Raw genomic sequence first — 15,496 nt, forward strand, 5'->3', positions numbered from 1 at the left:
ACTCATGCCGTTTCTCGGTCAGGGCTGCGCCAGCGGCCCAGCGCCATTTCCGCGGTGATGCCGGGTCCGAACCCGGCGAGGAGCCCGCGCGCCCGGTGCTCGGCGCCGCCCTCGTCGAACATCCGGCGCAGCGCGTCCAGCACGACGCCGGAGGCGATGTTGCCGTACTCGGTGAGGGTGGCCCGGCTGAACCGGAACGCGTGCGGGTCGACCTGGAGGAACTTGCTCAGGTCGTCGAGGATGCGAGGCCCGCCGGCGTGGACGATGTAGAAGTCCAGGTCGGACGCGTCCCAGCCGTGCGTCCCCGCGAGGTCTTGGAGGGCCGGGGCCAGCGGTTCCATGGTGGCCGGCACCCGCTTGTCGAGCAGGAAGTGGAAGCCTGTCGCCCGGACGTCGTACATGATCCACTCCTCGGTCTTCGGGATCAGATACGAGCCGTTGCGTTCCAGCTCGATGCCGGTGCCGCCGATGCCGCGGACCACGGCCGCGGCTATGCCGTCACCGAACAGGCCGTTGGAGAGCAGCGAGCCGACACCTAGGTCGGTGGGCTGGTAGCACAGCGAGCAGAACTCACAGGCCACGATCAGTGCGTTGGCCTCGGGGTAGGCCGTGCAGAAGTCGTGCGCGCGGTTGATCGCCGCGCCGCCGGCCGCACAGCCCAGCTGGGCTATGGGGAACTGTCGGGTCGTGGGATCGAAGTCCATCTCGTTGATCAGCCACGCCGTGAGCGAGGGCATCATGAAGCCCGTGCACGAGACGTAGATGATCATGTCGATGTCGGTGGTGAGGAGTTCCGCGTCGTCGAGCGCCCGCTGTATCACCGCGGGGACGCGGGCCTTGGCCTCGGCCTCGTAGAGCTTGTTGCGCTCCTCGAAGCCGGGGTGCTTGAGGGTCTCCTCGATGGGCTGCACGATGTGCCGGGTCCTGACGCCCGTGTTCTCGATCAGCCGCAGTGCGAGCGGCAGTTGCGGGTGATCCGCGTGACGGGAGCGCGCCAACTCCAGCGTCTCCTCCATCGTGATCACGTGCTCCGGAACCGACACCGAGGGTCTGCACAAAGTCGCCATGAACCGTGCCTGCTTTCAGCCTTCCGGAAGGCCTTTGCCCGCCGGTCAGAGGTCGTTCACCCCAAGGAGGTGGTTCACCCACGATCACTCGGACCGGCGACGTTCTCTCGCCGGACTACTCCAGACCGGGGACACCGTGTCAGGCTCGGACGAGAAGCCGCACGTCCGCGCGAGGGAGAAAAACATGACGGCAACGGCCGGGGACCTGCTGCGCACGACCATCGGAGCGCTCGCCCCGGACCCGACGGCCAACCCCGTCGTCCCACTCGTGGAACGCGGCGAGGCACCCATTCGGACGCTGGCGAGCCTCGCCCTGGAACAGCGGTGGGTGATCCCGGCCGACCGCCGCTCCTTCGCGCACCTGGCCCAGCGCGCCGACCCCGCCGCCGCGGCCTTCTTCACCACCCTCGCGACCGGCGAGGAGCTGGCGGAGGCACACCTGGAGGCGTTCGCCCGGGCCTGTGGCGTGACGGAGGACCGCTCCCGCGCCTACGTCCCCCTGGCGGGCTGCCAGGCCTACCCCGCCTACGTCTCCTGGCTGGCCCTCAACGCCGCCCCGGCGGACGCCGTCCTGGCCCTCACGGCGAACTTCTCCGCCTGGGGCGGCTACTGCGCCCGCATCGCCGAGGGACTGCGCACGCACTACGGCTTCACGGACGAGTCCTGCGCGTTCTTCGACTTCTTCGCCGAACCGTCCCCGGATCTGGACGATCAGGGGACGGCAGCGGTACAGGCAGGCCTGGACACGGGCACCCTGAACGCAAACAGCGCACACACGTACGGAACCCTGCTCCAGAGGTACGAGAGCATGTTCTGGGCAACACTGAGCTGACCGAGCCGAACGGCCTACGGCGCCCCGCTGCTGTGCGCGATGCAAGCCACGTCGATACGATCCGCGAGCTTGGCCAGCTCAATGGTCAATGCCGCAACCGTATCCTCGTCCAGCCTCTGCTCCCCGCCCTCGACAAGTCGCAGCCACCGAGCCCCCACGGTCCGCAGCAACTTACTCACATCGGCCGCGGCCACCTGCAAGGTCCCACGGTCGTCCACGATCAGAGGCAGAGTCACTTCGCCGTTCACAGACCGGATGCTAGCCGCGCAGCGCTCACGCACCCTGCCAAACCGTGGTGATGTTGCAGAACTCGCGGATTCCGTGCCCGGACAGCTCACGCCCGTACCCGGACCGCTTGACGCCGCCGAACGGGAAGGCCGGGTGGGAGGCGGTCATCCCGTTGACGTACACGGATCCGGCCTCCAGATCACGCGTGAAGCGCGCCACCTCGCCGTCGTCACGCGTCCACACATTGGAACTCAGCCCGAACGGCGAGTCGTTGGCGATGAGCAGCGCCTCGTCCAGGTCACCGGCCCGGTACAGCGTGGCCACGGGCCCGAACGCCTCCTCCCGGTGGATGCGCATCTCCCGGGTGATCCCGGCGAGCACGGTCGGCGGGTAGTACCAGCCCGGCCCGCCCGGCCGCTCGCCGCCGCACAGCACCTCGGCGCCGCTGCGCTTCGCGTCGTCGACCAGTTCCTCCAGGTCGGCACGCCCCTGCTCGCTGGAGAGCGGCCCGACCTCGGTGTCCTCCTCCAGGGGGTCGCCGATCTTGAGTGCCCGCATCCCGGCGACGAACTTCTCGGCGAAGGTGTCGTAGACGTCCCGGTGCACGATGAACCGCTTCGCGGCGATGCAGGACTGCCCGTTGTTCTGCACGCGCGCGGTGACCGCCACCCGGGCCGCCCGGTCCAGGTCGGCGGACGGCATGACGACGTACGGGTCGCTGCCGCCCAGCTCCAGCACCGTCTTCTTGACCATCTCGCCGGCGGTGGAGGCGACCGCCCGGCCCGCGGGCTCGCTGCCCGTCAGCGTCGCCGCCTTCACCCGCTCGTCGCGCAGGATCTCGTCCACCGCGCCCGCGCCGATCAGCAGCGTCTGGAAACAGCCCTCCGTGAAGCCCGCCCGGTGGAACAGGTCCTCCAGGTACAGGGCCGTCTGCGGGACGTTGGAGGAGTGCTTGAGCAGGCCCACGTTGCCGGCCATCAGTGCGGGCGCGGCGAACCGGACGACCTGCCACAGCGGGAAGTTCCACGGCATGACCGCGAGCACCGGCCCGAGCGGCCGGTAGCGCACCCGGACCCGGGACGCCCCGGAGTCCCTCACGTCCGACTCGGCGGGCTCCTCGTCCGCCAGCAGCGCCTCGGCGCGCTCGGCGTACCAGCGCATCGCCTTCGCGCACTTCGCGGCCTCCGCACGTGCCTGCTTGACCGGCTTGCCCATCTCCAGGGTCATGGTCCGGGCGATCTCCGGCTGGTCCTCGTCCAGCAGATCGGCGGCCTCGTTCATCAGGCGGGCCCGTTCGGCGAACGAAGTGGTCCGGTACGTGCGGAACGTGGCCTCGGCGAGCTGGAGCCGGCGTTCCAGCTCTTCCTCGCCCATGGGCTCGTACGTCTTGAGCGTCTCGCCGTTCGCCGGGTTCACCGTCGCGATGGGCATGGCTGACCTCCCTGGGAGCGGGCTTGACTCGACCTTCGCGCGCGGGCGTGCCGTCCGCAACGCGTGGCGTCCGGTTCAGTCCGAGTGCTCGGCCAGGCGGTCGAGAAACGCGGTCTGGGCCGTGATGATCAGCTCCCGGGCCCGGTCCAGGCCGAGCCACTCCACCCGGTCCAGCTCGGGGAACTCCTGCTGCCGGCCGGACCTCGGCGGCCACTCCATGGTGAAGGTGCCGGGGCTGAAGGCGCTCAGGTCCGGGTCCGCCTCGACGGCCCACGCCGTGACGATCTTGCCGTTCTTCTGCACGACCTCGCCCAGCGGTACGGCCGTCCCGTCGGGCGGCGCCAGCCCCAGCTCCTCGCGGAACTCGCGCCGGGCGGCCTCCCAGGCGGGCTCGTCGGGCTCGTACTCGCCCTTGGGGACCGTCCACGCGCCGGCGTCCTTCTTCGCCCAGAGCGGGCCGCCCATATGGCCGAGCAATACCTCCAGGCCGTCATCGGTGTGCCGGAACACCAGTAGTCCCGCACTGCGCTTCGTCGCACGCACCGTCACGGTGTGACCTCCGAGTGGGCCGCCAGCAGGGTCTCCACCGTATCGGCCTCCTCGGGGCGTTTGTCCTCGCGGTAGCGGACCACGCGGGCGAAGCGGAGAGTGACGCCGGCCGGGTAGCGGGAGGAGCGCTGGAGGCCGTCGTAGGCGATCTCCACGACGAGTTCGGGGCGGACCCGGACCACCCAGCCGTTGTCCTCGACGGCCAGCTCCTGGAGCTTCTCGGTCTGCCAGGCGAGCATCGCGTCGGTCATGCCCTTGAAGGTCTTGCCGAGCATGGCGAAGGTGCCGTCCGGGTTGCGAGCGCCGAGGTGGAGGTTGGAGAGCTTGCCCGTGCGGCGGCCGTGGCCCCACTCGGCGGCCAGCACGACCAGGTCGAGGGTGTGGACGGGCTTGACCTTCAGCCAGGAGGCGCCGCGCCGGCCCGCGCTGTAGGGCGCGTCCAGCGCCTTGACCACCACGCCCTCGTGACCACGGGCCAGGGTCTCGGCGAGGAACCGTTCCGCCTCCGTGATGTCCCCGGGTCCGGAGGCGACCGTACGGCGCACCCGCATCGGCTCGGGCACCAGCCGGGCCAGCTGCGCGTGCCGCTCGGCGAACGGCAGGTCCAGCAGATCGGCGCCGTCGACCGACAGGGCGTCGAAGAACACAGGGCAGACCGGGACCTGACCGGCCGCCTTCGCCACGTCCGTCCGGGAGCCGACCCGGCCCGCCGTCTCCTGGAAGGAGCGGGGCCGTCCGGCCGCGTCGAAGGAGATCACCTCGCCGTCCAGGATGAACCGCTCGCCCCGCAACTCCCGTGCGGCGGCGGTCACTTCGGGCAGCCGGTCGGTGATGTCGTCCAGGGTGCGGGTGTGCACCCGGACCGTGTCGCCGTCCCGGTGAACCTGCACCCGGATCCCGTCCAGCTTCTCCTCCACCGCGCACGCGCCCAGCTTCTCCACCGCCTCGGCGACCGAGGACGCGGTGTGGGCGAGCATCGGCAGCACGGGCCGGCCGACCGTGAGCCGGAAGCGGTCCAGCGCCCCGGGGCCCTCGGCGAGCAGGGCCTGGGCGACCGTCTGCAGCGACCCGGCGAGCATCACCGCCCGGCGCACGGCGGCCGGGTCCGCGCCGGTCGCCCGGGCGAGGCCCTCCACGGCGACCGCGTCCAGTGCGCCCTGCCGTACCTCGCCGGTGAGCAGACCGCGCAGGAAACGCTGCTCGTCCTCGGTGGCCGCGCCCATCAGCTCGCCGACGAGCCGGGCCCGCTCCGCCTGCGAGCCCGGCCCGGACACCTTGCCCAGCTCGCTGAGCAGCGCGTCGACCTCCCGGACCGTGAGGGTGGGCTCGGCGGCCGGCGGCACCGGGCGGCTCAGCACCTTCCAGCCGACGCCGAGCCGGCCCTGCGGCAGCCGGCCGGCCAGATACGGGATGACGACCGGCACGTCGTCCGCGTCCGCCTCCCGGAACAACTCCGCGAGCAGCGCCGTCTTGCGGGACCGTGCCGCCGTCGCGGCGACCTCCTGGGACACCTGGGCGAGCCGGGCCAGCAACATGCAGCCATCGTGCCTCAGCGCTCCGCTGGGTGCGCGGTGCCTTCGGCTATTCGTCTGCCTGGTGAGGTGCGTTGCCGGCTGCGGCGCCGTTGAGGCTGGTCGCGCAGTTCCCCGCGCCCCTTTGGGGGGCGCTTGCGTCCAGGTCGGCGAAGAGCAGCTCCGCGTTGAGCGCCGCCCCTGCCCGGTACCCCCGGCTCGCCGCGTTGATCACCTGCTCCGCGAAGCCGCTCGCGTTGCCCGCCGCCCACAACCCGGGCACGCTCGTCAGGCCCCGCTCGTCGATCACCGGGTAGCTGCCGAACGGCGTCTCGCGGAGCTCGGCGCCCAGCCGCACCAGCAGGTCGTTGTTCGGTACGGCGCGCGGGGCGACGTACAGGACCTCGCGGTCGTGGACCGTGTCTTCCCCGGAGGGGGTACCCCCAGTGAGCCGGACCCCGGTGAGCCGGTCGTCGGTGACGACGAGTTCTGCGACCTTCCCGGGTACGACCGCGACCCCGGCGGCGGCGAGCCGGCGCAGGTCGTCGTCCGTCAGCTCGGACTCGCTCATCTCGTGCAGGAAGAACCGCACGTCCTTCGTCCACTGGGTCACCATCAGCGCCTGGTGCACGCTCAGCGGCGAGGTCGCGAGCACCCCGGTCGGCAGGTCGCGGACCTCCCAGCCGTGGCAGTACGGGCAGTGCACCACGTCCCGGCCGAACCGCTCGGCCAGCCCCGGCACCTCGGGCAGCTCGTCCTTCAGGCCCGTGGCGATCACCAGCTGCCGGGCCCGTACCGTCCGGCCGCCGGCGAGCGTCGCCGTGAAGCCCCCGGCGTCCTTGCCCGCGTCCACCACCCGGTCCCGGACCAGCTCCACCCCGTACCGGGCGATCTCCTCGCGCCCGACCGCCAGGAACTCGGCCGGTGACATGCCGTCGCGGGACAGATAGCCCTGCATGTGCGCGGACGGCGCGTTGCGCGGCTCGCCCGCGTCGACCACCAGCGTGTGGCGCCGGGCCCGGCCGAGGACCAGCGCGGCGGACAGCCCGGCGGCCCCGCCGCCGACCACGACTGCTTCGTACCTGTTGTTCTCGGTCATGACGTGACGGTCGCTCGATCCTCGCGCGATTGACAAACCGATTTGCCGATCCTGCAATAGGGGCCATGAGCACGGACGACGTACTGGCGGAAGTCGGCCCCCGGCTGCGGCGCATCCGCAAGGAGCGGGAGGTGACCCTGGCCGCGCTGTCCGAGGCGACCGGGATCTCCGTGAGCACCCTCTCCCGGCTGGAGTCGGGCCTGCGCAAGCCCAGCCTCGAACTGCTGCTGCCGATCGCCCAGGCCCATCAGGTGCCGCTGGACGAACTGGTCGGCGCTCCGCCGGTGGGGGACCCACGGGTGCGGTCCAAGCCGATCGTGCGCGGCGGGCGCACCCACTGGCCGCTGACCCGCCAGCCCGGCGGCCTCCAGGCCTTCAAGGTGCTGGAGCCGCAGCGGAAGCAGGAGCCGGAACCGCGCACCCACGAGGGGTACGAGTGGCTGTACGTGCTGTCGGGGCGGCTGCGGCTGGTCCTCGGCGAGCACGACGTGGTGCTGTCGGCGGGAGAGGCGGCCGAGTTCGACACGCGCGTGCCGCACTGGTTCGGGTCGACGGGCGAGGGGCCGGTGGAGTTCCTCAGCCTGTTCGGGCCGCAGGGGGAACGGATGCACGTCCGGGCGCGGCCGACGTCCCGGAAGTGACCGACACGACGCGCGCCGGGGTGGGTCCGGCTGTTCCCTGATGGGCAAGCGACCGCTTAGTATGCGTCGGACCCGGTCAGACGAAGCAGTCCCGTGGAGGCCCCGCATGCAGGCATGGCAAGTGCACGAGAACGGCGAGCCCAGCGAGGTGATGCGCCTGGCTGAGGTGGAGCGGCCCACACCCGGTGACGGACAGGTGCTGCTCCGCGTACGTGCCGCCAACGTCAACTTCCCGGACGCGCTGCTGTGCCGGGGCCAGTACCAGGTGCGCCCGCCGCTGCCGTTCACGCCCGGCGTGGAGATCTGCGGCGAGACCGAGGACGGCCGCCGGGTGATCGCCAACCCGGCCCTGCCCTACGGCGGTTTCGCCGAGTACGCGCTCGCCGACGCCCGCGCCCTGCTGCCCGCGCCCGAGTCGCTGGACGACGCCGAGGCCGCCGCGCTGCACATCGGCTACCAGACCGGCTGGTTCGGCCTGCACCGCCGGGCCCGCCTGGAGGCGGGGGAGACCCTGCTGGTGCACGCCGCCGCCGGTGGCGTCGGCAGCGCCGCCGTCCAGCTCGGCAAGGCGGCCGGGGCCCGGGTGATCGGTGTCGTGGGCGGCGCGGACAAGGCCGCCGTGGCCCGCGAGCTGGGCTGTGACGTGGTGGTCGACCGCCACGGCGAGGACGTGATCGCTGCCGTGAAGGAGGCCACCGGCGGCCGGGGTGCCGATGTGATCTACGATCCCGTCGGCGGCGAGGCCTACGCCCAGTCCGCCAAGCTCGTCGCCTTCGAGGGCCGCATCATCGTCGTCGGCTTCGCCAGCGGCACCATTCCCAGCCCGGCCCTCAACCACGCGCTGGTGAAGAACTACGCGATCCTCGGCCTGCACTGGGGTCTGTACAACACCAAGAACCCCAAGCTCATCCTGCGCTGCCACGAGGAACTGACCGAACTGGCCGCCCGGGGCGCGATCAAGCCGCTGGTCAGCGAGCGGGTGCCGCTCGGCGAGGCCGCCGTGGCCGTGCAGAAGGTGGCGGACGGCCGGTCCACCGGCCGGATCGCCGTGGTGATGGAGGGAGCAGCATGACGGACGCCGACGAACTGGTCCGCCGCACACGGGAGTTGCTCGCCGAGCATCCCCCGGCGAGCACGGACCGCCTGGACTTCCTGCGCGCCCGCTTCGACGCCGGCCTCGCTTGGGTGCACTACCCGGAGGGCCTCGGCGGACTGGGCGCCCCGCGCTCCCTGCAGGGCGTCGTGGACACCGAACTGGAGGCCGCGGGAGCCCCCGACAACGACCCCCGGCGCATCGGCATCGGCCTCGGCATGGCCGCGCCGACCATCCTCACGTACGGCACCGAGGAGCAGAAGCGGCGGTATCTGCGGCCGTTGTGGACGGGAGAGGAGGTCTGGTGCCAGCTGTTCAGCGAGCCCGGCGCCGGCTCCGACCTGGCCGCGCTCGGCACCCGGGCCGTACGGGCAGGCGAGGACTGGGTCGTCAACGGGCAGAAGGTGTGGACCTCCAGCGCCCACCTCGCCCGCTGGGCCATCCTCATCGCCCGCACCGACCCGGACGTGCCCAAGCACGCGGGCATCACCTACTTCATCTGCGACATGAGCGACCCGGGCGTCGAGGTCCGGCCGCTGCGCCAGATCACCGGCGAGGCCGAGTTCAACGAGGTCTTCCTCACCGACGTCCGCATCCCCGACGCCCGCCGCCTCGGCGAGGTCGGCGACGGCTGGCGGGTCGCCCAGACCACGCTGATGAACGAGCGCGTCTCCATCGGCGGCATGCGTCTGCCCCGCGAGGGCGGCATGATCGGCCCGGTCGCCCAGACCTGGCGCGAGCGCCCCGAACTGCGCACCCACGAACTGCACCAGCGCCTGCTGAAACTGTGGGTCGAGGCCGAGGTCTCCCGGCTCACCGCCGAACGCCTGCGCCAGCAGCTCGTCGCCGGCCAGCCCGGCTACGAGGGCTCCGGCATGAAGCTCGCCTTCGCCCGCCTCAACCAGGAGATCAGCGGCCTGGAGGTCGAACTCCGCGGCGAGGAGGGCCTGTTGTACGACGACTGGACCATGCGCCGTCCCGAGCTGGTCGACTTCACAGGGCGCGACGCCGGCTACCGCTATCTGCGCTCCAAGGGCAACAGCATCGAGGGCGGGACCAGCGAGGTCCTGCTGAACATCGTCGCCGAGCGCGTCCTCGGCCTGCCCGCCGAGCCGCGCACCGACAAGGACGTCGCCTGGAAGGACCTGGCCCGATGACCGATCTTCTCTACTCCGAGGAGGAAGAGGCGCTGCGCGCCGCCGTCCGTGATCTGCTCACGGACCACTGCGCGCCGGCGGACGTCATCGCCCGCGGCGAGTCCGACGCCCCGCACGACCTCGCCCTGTGGAAGTCCCTCGCCGAGGGCATGGGCCTCGCCGGGCTCCTGGTGCCCGAGGAGCAGGGCGGCCAGGGCGCATCCGCCCGCGAAGTGGCCGTCGTACTGGAGGAGTTGGGCCGCGCGGTCGCCCCCGTGCCGTACCTCACCAGCGCGGTCGTGGCCACCGAAGCCCTGCTGGCCTGCGAGGACGAGGAACTGCTGGGACGGCTGGCCTCCGGGCGCACCATCGGCGCCCTCGCCGTCGGCCTGCACGCGGCTCCGGGCGCCGCCGTCCCGACCGTACGACTCGAAAACGGCACGCTGCACGGGGAGCTGACCGGCATCGCCGACGCGGCCGTGGCGGACGTCCTGCTCGTCCCGGCCGACGACGGCGGGCTGTACGCCGTGACCGCGGACGCCGTGACGGTCACCCCGCAGGTCTCCCTGGACCTGACCCGGCCGCTGGCGACGGTACGGCTGGCGGACGCCCCCGGCCGCCGTATCGGCGCCGCGGAACCCGCCGTGCGACGTGCCCTGCGCGCCGCCGCCGGACTGCTCGCCTCCGAGCAACTCGGCGTCGCCGACTGGGCGTTGACCGAGACGGTCCGCTATCTGAAGGAGCGCAAGCAGTTCAACCGGCCGGTCGGCGGCTTCCAGGCTCTCAAGCACCGGCTCGCCCAGCTGTGGCTGGAGGTGGTCAGTCTCCGGGCGGCCGCCCGCGCCGCCGCCGACGCGCTCGCCTGTGGCGAGGACGCGGAGATCTCGGCCGCCGTCGCGCAGGCGTATGCGGCGCCCGTCGCCGTCCACGCCGCGGAGGAGGCGCTGCAGCTGCACGGCGGCATCGGTATGACCTGGGAGCATCCGATCCACCTGTATCTGAAGCGGGCCAAGGCGGACTCGATCGCCTACGGCACGGCGGGAGCGCACCGGGAAGCGCTGGCCGAACTGGTCGACCTCCAGGCACCTTGATCCCGGCCCTGTGAAGCCCGCCCCGCCAAGGGCGGGCTTCTTCACGGGGCTGCCTCCGTCGAAGTGAACAACGCGCCAACTCCCCGCGAGACAGCGCCCCTTGGATGGCAAGGCCACGCATACTCTCCCCGGTCCCATCCGGCACCTCCAGGGAGGCAGAGCATGGCCCTCACCACCCGTCGCAGAGCCCTCACCACCCTCGGCGCCGCGCTCGCCGGCGCGGTCGTCCTGCCCGGGTCACAGGCCTGGGCGGGCAGCTCCCACCGGGGTCGGCGTCCGCTGTGGAACGCGCACGCCCACAACGACTACGAGCACCCCCGGCCCCTGTTCGACGCGCTCGACCACCGTTTCGGCAGCGTCGAGGCCGACGTCTTCCTCGTCGGCGACCAGCTCCTCATCGGTCACGACAGTTCCGAGCTGGACCCGACCCGCACCCTCGAATCCCTCTACCTCGACCCGCTGGCCGCGATCGTGCAGGGCAACCACGGCTCGGTGTACCGGGGGTGGCGCCGGCCGCTGCAGCTCCTCGTCGACATCAAGACCGAGGGCTCCTCGACGTACCTCGAACTCGACCGCCATCTGCGCCGCTGTCCGCACCTGTTCACCCGGTACGACCACGGCCGTATCCACCGCGGACCCGTCACCGCCGTCATCTCCGGCGACCGCGCCGCCCGTATCCCCATGGAGGCACAGCACGAGCGGCTCGCCTTCTACGACGGCCGGCTCACCGACCTCGGCAGCACCGCCCCCGCCTCCTTCATCTCACTGATCAGCGACAACTGGACGCAGGTCTTCACCTGGTCGGGTGACGGCACATTCCCCGCCGCCGAACGGCGGAAGCTGTACGGCATCACCGCCGCCGCACACGTGCAGGGGCAGCAGGTGCGGTTCTGGGCCACGCCGGACGCCGCGGGACCGGCCCGCGACGCCCTGTGGACGGAGCTGCTCGCCGCCGGCGTCGACTACCTCAACACCGATGACCTGGCAGGCCTGGAGGCCTTCCTCGACTCTCATCCCACCGCGTGACACCACACGTTCGGGGGACACGTCAGCCGCCCGGACGAACCCTCCGCTACGCCACACTTACGGCCGAACGCCGCACAAGGGGCGTGGCGGAGGAGGTTCCCGATGGCCATTTCCATCTCTGCGGTGCTGTTGCTGCTGATCCTGGCCGTGATCTTCATGCGTAACGGCGCGCTGAAGATCTCCCATGCGCTGGTCTGCGTGCTGCTCGGCTTCTATCTGGCCGGCACGAGCATGGCACCCACCATCCACAGCGGACTCACCACGACCGCCGACCTGGTGAGCAGCTTGCGCCCCTGAGATCAGCCGGCGGAGAACACGCCGATGCCATTCGCCACAGGACGCTCGGCGCCACTGCTGGGATGGTTGCGGACCGTGACGGTGCTCGCGCCCGCGTCGCGGGTGACCAGCTCCGAGGAGCCACCCCCGTCGAGGTTGAACGCGTCGGACGCGCCCAGCGAGCGCATGGTGCCGGCCTCCTCGGCGACCGTCATACCGGTCCGGTAATCGGCGCCGCCGTCCAAGGCCAGGATCAGCAGTTGCCGTCCGTCGTCCTTGAAGCCCACGACCGTGCGCACCGCCGAGGTGACGTTGTCGAGGCCGGAGTGCGCCTCCCCGTCCTCCAGGACCGGGAAGCCGCCGATGGCGAACGTGTAGGGCACCGCCGCCGACGCGGCCACCAGACGGTGCGTCACGCTCACCGCGTCACCGGCCGAGAGCTTGCGCAGCTGCTGTGCGCCCTCCTCGCGGCCCACGAGGACCGTGGTGTCCGCCGGGATCGAGCCGCTGCCCGGGGTGCCGGCGGTGGAGACCACCCGGCCGCCCCGCACCTTCACCTCGTACGTGTCCGTGCTGCACGGCGCCGACCGCTGGGTGTCGGTGCCGCACACGGAGCGCATCCGGGAGGCGCTGCCCCACCGGTAGGTGAAGGCGCCGACGGAGTTCTCCGGGAGCGCGTACTGGTTGAGGCCCTTCAGTGTGACCGTGCCCTCCGGTGTGTCGACACTGCCGACGAGGGACAGCCGGTCCAGCCGGGCCCGTCGGTCGGTGCCCACCCCGAAGACGTCCTCGGTGGTCGTGCCCGGCGGCAGCGAGGGCCCGAACCGCTGGCCGTTCGGCACCGCCGCCTTGAGCACCTGCCCGTCCGCGATCGCCGGTCCGACGCTCGCGCCGGTGGCCTCCACGCCCGGGTGCTGGGTCTCGGTGATGTTGAAGAAGTCACCGTTGACGCCCGCGACCGCCCCGGCCGAGTCCGCCATCGCCGAGACGGTGGCCCGGGCCGCCACCGCGCCCGGGTGGAGCAGGTCGACCCGGACGTGCGGATTGGCCAGGTCGACCGTGAGCAGATGGGCGTGGGCCGGGCCCGCGCTCGCGTCGACGTCGAACTGCCGGTACGTGACGCCCGGCGCGATCCGCTTGCCGTCCGGAACGGCGCCGGCCGGTGCCGCCCCCGCGAGGGCCGCACCGGCCAGCATTCCGAACGCCGTGACAACTGTGAGAACCGTTCTGCCCGCTGCCGAACGCCTGCGACGTCTGGTCACCGTGCCCCCTGAAGTCTCGTCAACTGTCCCTGTCGTACGAGTGTCAAGGGGCAGTGGACCAGAGCGCGGCGACCGCCGGGCCGACTAGACGTCGACTACGCGAGAACGGGTGAGAAAACGCACCCCCTCGGGTGCTTCCAGCGAGAATCCGCTCCCCCGTCCGGGGACGACGTCGACGATCAGCCGGGTGTGGCTCCACGCCGCGTACTGACTCCGGGACATCCAGAAGGTCACGGGCTCGGCCACACCGTCCACGGTCAGCTCCGCCAGCAGCACGTCCGAGCCGCCGGTGCGGAACTCGCCGTCCGGGTAGCACATGGGCGCGCTGCCGTCGCAGCAGCCGCCGGACTGGTGGAACATCAGCGGACCGTGCTCGGCGCGCAGCCGCCGCACCAGGTCGGCGGCCTGAGGGGTGAGTTCGACGCGCGGGGTTTCCCCATCCATGGGTCACCGTCCTGAAGAGCCGGGGGCAAGGGCGCGGATCCGATCCAGTCTCACGGATCGTCACAGGCCCGTCCAGAAGGCGTACGTTGCCCTGCGGCGGACGCGTTCAGCGGTGGCTGAGCACGTTGACGACCCGCCCGTCGGGGTCCCGCACGAAGAACCGCCGTACGCCCCACTCCTCGTCCGTGAGTGGGTGCACGATCTCCGCGCCGCGCTTGACCATCGTCGCGTAGGCCGCGTCGACATCCTCCACCTCGATGCTCAGGTCCGGGGCGACGGGCGCGGTGCGGTCCTCGGTCATCACGCTGAGCTGTACGGCCGGGCTCCCGGGGGAGGCCAGCGTCACGATCCAGCCGTGGTTCATGACCTCCTCCAGCCCCAGCTCTCCGTAGAACTCGGCGCTCTGCCGCGGTGCGGCCGAGTGGATGTTGGGCATGACGCGGCGGACAGGCATCTCGCGGCTCCTCGGGCGGTGGGCTGTCGTGGACGGTGGCCAGAGTAGTGAGCCATGCGCCTGAGAGGATGCGGGCATGTGCGCCTTCTTCAGCCGGCCCGAGCCGCGCCTCGTGCTCACCGGCGATTATCCGCTGTGGGACGAGGCGCTGGCGGTCGTCAACCGGGACCTGGCGGCGACCCTCCCCGACCAGCGTCCCCTGCGCCTGATCGCCTACGCGGATTCCGCGGACCTGGACGAGCAGGTCTTCGTCGCCCTCTCCAACGGCGAAGCGCACGGCAACTCCCTGATACCGGCGGAGGCGCAGTCCGCCGCCGAAGCCCTGATGGCCGTCGCCGACGCCGCCCAGGAGACGGTGACGGAGCGGCTGTGGCGGGCGTGGCCGCTCTGCACGGTCCATGACCTCGGCATGCACCCGCGCGACACCGACGGACGGCCGTCCTGGTGGTGCGCGGGCGGCTCCCGCCACGGCGACCCGGCCCATGTCCGCGCGGCGGTGGGCGAACTGGACACGATCCACCGGCCTCGCCGCCCCCACCGCAAGCGCCCCAAGGACCGCAGGCTCCGCTGACCTGCCCGGCCGCCCACGCCCGGCCCCAGGCGTCCTCAGACAGTGGCGCCGACCCGGCGCATCAGCAGCGCGTACGCCGCCGAGGACGCCAGCAGGCCCGCCGGCAGGGCCAGGTCGACACCGCCCAGGGCGGCGGCCACGGGTCCGCTGCAGACGGTGTCGACGCGCAGTGCGGAGGCGGCCGCACCGGCCCCGAGGGCCGGCACTCCGGCCAGGTTGAACCCGCAGGTGTACCAGAAGGGCCCGGTGCGGGACTCGTCGCCGAGGGCGACGCCGTCGTAGCGGTTGCGGCGCAGCAGGATGCCGGTGGCGTGGACGGCCGTGCTCGGGCCGAGCAGGACCACGGTCAGCTGCGGCACGGTGCCGACGGTGTCGAAGAAGTTCGAGACGAGCAGCGCGTACAGGGTCGGCGTGACGGAGACGGTGCCGTCGACGAGGACGCTCCGCGAGCGCCGGATGCGTAGGCCGATGGCCTGCCGTGCGAGACCGGCGCTGTAGGCGGTCAGGGCGTTGAGGGCGACGGTGCCGAGGACCGGCGCGAGCAGGAACAGGGGGCGGAACCAGCCCGGCAGCAGCGGCTGCAGCGCGAACTCCGGGTCGTTCATGTCAACGGCGGTCGCGGCGAGCGCGCCGGTGCCGCAGACCAGGATGCCCGCCAGGAAGCCGCCGAACACCGTCCAGCCGGCCGCTGCCCGGGCGGGCGCGGTGGCCGGATCACGCATCGAGAGACAGGGGTCCGAGCGCCCTCCAGGGGCGCGGGGCGGTATCGACATGCGCCGCGTGGG

General features: G+C 71.9%; 18 protein-coding genes. 8 read left to right on the top strand and 10 right to left on the bottom strand.

Going from position 1 to position 15,496, the window contains the following annotated elements:
• Positions 1-2: 2 nt before the first annotated feature.
• On the bottom strand, positions 3-1,067 hold the full coding sequence (locus M878_RS85585) for a type III polyketide synthase (RefSeq protein ID WP_031226794.1): 1,065 nt from the start codon (positions 1,065-1,067) through the stop codon (positions 3-5).
• A gap of 184 nt (positions 1,068-1,251) precedes the next feature.
• On the opposite strand from M878_RS85585, the gene M878_RS85590 reads away from it, so the two are divergent.
• Positions 1,252-1,899, top strand: coding sequence for a TenA family protein (locus M878_RS85590; protein ID WP_023552608.1), 648 nt, complete (start codon positions 1,252-1,254; stop codon positions 1,897-1,899).
• A 14-nt stretch (positions 1,900-1,913) separates the two neighbouring features.
• Here the strand turns inward: M878_RS85590 and M878_RS85595 are convergent, their stop codons facing one another.
• The 5 genes from M878_RS85595 to M878_RS85615 form a co-directional block, all read right to left on the bottom strand.
• Positions 1,914-2,147 carry a DUF6213 family protein gene (locus tag M878_RS85595; protein WP_023552609.1) on the bottom strand — a complete coding sequence of 78 codons (234 nt, stop codon included), beginning with the start codon at positions 2,145-2,147 and terminating at the stop codon, positions 1,914-1,916.
• 25 nt (positions 2,148-2,172) lie between these two features.
• Positions 2,173-3,558 carry an NADP-dependent succinic semialdehyde dehydrogenase gene (locus M878_RS85600; protein ID WP_023552610.1) on the bottom strand — a complete coding sequence of 462 codons (1,386 nt, stop codon included), beginning with the start codon at positions 3,556-3,558 and terminating at the stop codon, positions 2,173-2,175.
• Between the two features lie 75 nt (positions 3,559-3,633).
• Positions 3,634-4,107: an NUDIX hydrolase gene (locus M878_RS85605; RefSeq protein WP_031226795.1), complete on the bottom strand. Its 474-nt coding sequence runs from the start codon at positions 4,105-4,107 to the stop codon at positions 3,634-3,636.
• Complete coding sequence (locus M878_RS85610) at positions 4,104-5,642, bottom strand: ATP-dependent DNA ligase (RefSeq protein WP_023552612.1); 1,539 nt, start codon at positions 5,640-5,642, stop codon at positions 4,104-4,106. The genes M878_RS85605 and M878_RS85610 overlap by 4 nt, the downstream gene beginning before the upstream one ends.
• Positions 5,643-5,688: 46 nt before the next feature.
• Positions 5,689-6,717 carry an NAD(P)/FAD-dependent oxidoreductase gene (locus M878_RS85615; RefSeq protein ID WP_023552613.1) on the bottom strand — a complete coding sequence of 343 codons (1,029 nt, stop codon included), beginning with the start codon at positions 6,715-6,717 and terminating at the stop codon, positions 5,689-5,691.
• 65 nt (positions 6,718-6,782) lie between these two features.
• Between M878_RS85615 and M878_RS85620 the strand changes: the two genes are divergently transcribed.
• From M878_RS85620 to M878_RS85645, 6 genes are all read left to right on the top strand, one after another.
• Positions 6,783-7,358 carry a helix-turn-helix domain-containing protein gene (locus tag M878_RS85620; RefSeq protein ID WP_023552614.1) on the top strand — a complete coding sequence of 192 codons (576 nt, stop codon included), beginning with the start codon at positions 6,783-6,785 and terminating at the stop codon, positions 7,356-7,358.
• Between the two features lie 106 nt (positions 7,359-7,464).
• Entirely contained in the window at positions 7,465-8,430 is a 966-nt protein-coding gene (locus M878_RS85625) for an NADPH:quinone oxidoreductase family protein (RefSeq protein ID WP_023552615.1), read from the top strand.
• Entirely contained in the window at positions 8,427-9,608 is a 1,182-nt protein-coding gene (locus tag M878_RS85630; RefSeq protein ID WP_023552616.1) for an acyl-CoA dehydrogenase family protein, read from the top strand. Before M878_RS85625 ends, M878_RS85630 begins: the two co-directional genes overlap by 4 nt.
• Positions 9,605-10,678, top strand: a complete 1,074-nt coding sequence (locus M878_RS85635) for an acyl-CoA dehydrogenase family protein (protein ID WP_023552617.1) — start codon at positions 9,605-9,607, stop codon at positions 10,676-10,678. The genes M878_RS85630 and M878_RS85635 overlap by 4 nt, the downstream gene beginning before the upstream one ends.
• A gap of 162 nt (positions 10,679-10,840) precedes the next feature.
• Positions 10,841-11,704 carry a phosphatidylinositol-specific phospholipase C/glycerophosphodiester phosphodiesterase family protein gene (locus M878_RS85640; RefSeq protein WP_023552618.1) on the top strand — a complete coding sequence of 288 codons (864 nt, stop codon included), beginning with the start codon at positions 10,841-10,843 and terminating at the stop codon, positions 11,702-11,704.
• Between the two features lie 102 nt (positions 11,705-11,806).
• Positions 11,807-12,001 (top strand): hypothetical protein, encoded by a 195-nt coding sequence (locus tag M878_RS85645; RefSeq protein ID WP_023552619.1) that lies wholly within the window; start codon positions 11,807-11,809, stop codon positions 11,999-12,001.
• Positions 12,002-12,003: 2 nt separating this feature from the next.
• On the opposite strand, the gene M878_RS85650 is transcribed toward M878_RS85645, so the two are convergent.
• The 3 genes from M878_RS85650 to M878_RS85660 all read right to left on the bottom strand — a co-directional run bounded on the left by M878_RS85650 (position 12,004) and on the right by M878_RS85660 (position 14,140).
• On the bottom strand, positions 12,004-13,176 hold the full coding sequence (locus tag M878_RS85650) for a phosphodiester glycosidase family protein (RefSeq protein WP_023552620.1): 1,173 nt from the start codon (positions 13,174-13,176) through the stop codon (positions 12,004-12,006).
• Between the two features lie 150 nt (positions 13,177-13,326).
• Positions 13,327-13,686: a DUF779 domain-containing protein gene (locus M878_RS85655; protein ID WP_023552621.1), complete on the bottom strand. Its 360-nt coding sequence runs from the start codon at positions 13,684-13,686 to the stop codon at positions 13,327-13,329.
• A 106-nt stretch (positions 13,687-13,792) separates the two neighbouring features.
• Positions 13,793-14,140 (bottom strand): VOC family protein, encoded by a 348-nt coding sequence (locus M878_RS85660; RefSeq protein WP_023552622.1) that lies wholly within the window; start codon positions 14,138-14,140, stop codon positions 13,793-13,795.
• A 76-nt stretch (positions 14,141-14,216) separates the two neighbouring features.
• Between M878_RS85660 and M878_RS85665 the strand changes: the two genes are divergently transcribed.
• Complete coding sequence (locus M878_RS85665; RefSeq protein ID WP_023552623.1) at positions 14,217-14,711, top strand: hypothetical protein; 495 nt, start codon at positions 14,217-14,219, stop codon at positions 14,709-14,711.
• Between the two features lie 35 nt (positions 14,712-14,746).
• Here M878_RS85665 and M878_RS85670 read toward each other — a convergent pair whose 3' ends face one another.
• Positions 14,747-15,433 (bottom strand): cytosine permease, encoded by a 687-nt coding sequence (locus tag M878_RS85670; RefSeq protein ID WP_023552624.1) that lies wholly within the window; start codon positions 15,431-15,433, stop codon positions 14,747-14,749.
• Between the last annotated feature and the right edge of the window lie 63 nt (positions 15,434-15,496).

This window comes from Streptomyces roseochromogenus subsp. oscitans DS 12.976 (assembly GCF_000497445.1).
In the GTDB taxonomy this organism is placed as follows: domain Bacteria; phylum Actinomycetota; class Actinomycetes; order Streptomycetales; family Streptomycetaceae; genus Streptomyces; species Streptomyces oscitans.

Bases quoted from the DNA above. Each gene is read 5' to 3' on its own strand.
- M878_RS85590 (WP_023552608.1), top strand. From the start codon at position 1,252: ATGACGGCAACGGCCGGGGACCTGCTGCGCACGACCATCGGAGCGCTC.
- M878_RS85630 (WP_023552616.1), top strand. From the start codon at position 8,427: ATGACGGACGCCGACGAACTGGTCCGCCGCACACGGGAGTTGCTCGCC.
- M878_RS85640 (WP_023552618.1), top strand. From the start codon at position 10,841: ATGGCCCTCACCACCCGTCGCAGAGCCCTCACCACCCTCGGCGCCGCG.
- M878_RS85665 (WP_023552623.1), top strand. From the start codon at position 14,217: ATGTGCGCCTTCTTCAGCCGGCCCGAGCCGCGCCTCGTGCTCACCGGC.
- M878_RS85615 (WP_023552613.1), bottom strand. From the start codon at position 6,717: ATGACCGAGAACAACAGGTACGAAGCAGTCGTGGTCGGCGGCGGGGCC.
- M878_RS85635 (WP_023552617.1), top strand. From the start codon at position 9,605: ATGACCGATCTTCTCTACTCCGAGGAGGAAGAGGCGCTGCGCGCCGCC.
- M878_RS85670 (WP_023552624.1), bottom strand. From the start codon at position 15,433: ATGCGTGATCCGGCCACCGCGCCCGCCCGGGCAGCGGCCGGCTGGACG.
- M878_RS85650 (WP_023552620.1), bottom strand. From the start codon at position 13,176: ATGCTGGCCGGTGCGGCCCTCGCGGGGGCGGCACCGGCCGGCGCCGTT.
- M878_RS85585 (WP_031226794.1), bottom strand. From the start codon at position 1,067: ATGGCGACTTTGTGCAGACCCTCGGTGTCGGTTCCGGAGCACGTGATC.
- M878_RS85620 (WP_023552614.1), top strand. From the start codon at position 6,783: ATGAGCACGGACGACGTACTGGCGGAAGTCGGCCCCCGGCTGCGGCGC.
- M878_RS85645 (WP_023552619.1), top strand. From the start codon at position 11,807: ATGGCCATTTCCATCTCTGCGGTGCTGTTGCTGCTGATCCTGGCCGTG.
- M878_RS85660 (WP_023552622.1), bottom strand. From the start codon at position 14,140: ATGCCTGTCCGCCGCGTCATGCCCAACATCCACTCGGCCGCACCGCGG.
- M878_RS85625 (WP_023552615.1), top strand. From the start codon at position 7,465: ATGCAGGCATGGCAAGTGCACGAGAACGGCGAGCCCAGCGAGGTGATG.
- M878_RS85600 (WP_023552610.1), bottom strand. From the start codon at position 3,558: ATGCCCATCGCGACGGTGAACCCGGCGAACGGCGAGACGCTCAAGACG.
- M878_RS85610 (WP_023552612.1), bottom strand. From the start codon at position 5,642: ATGTTGCTGGCCCGGCTCGCCCAGGTGTCCCAGGAGGTCGCCGCGACG.
- M878_RS85655 (WP_023552621.1), bottom strand. From the start codon at position 13,686: ATGGATGGGGAAACCCCGCGCGTCGAACTCACCCCTCAGGCCGCCGAC.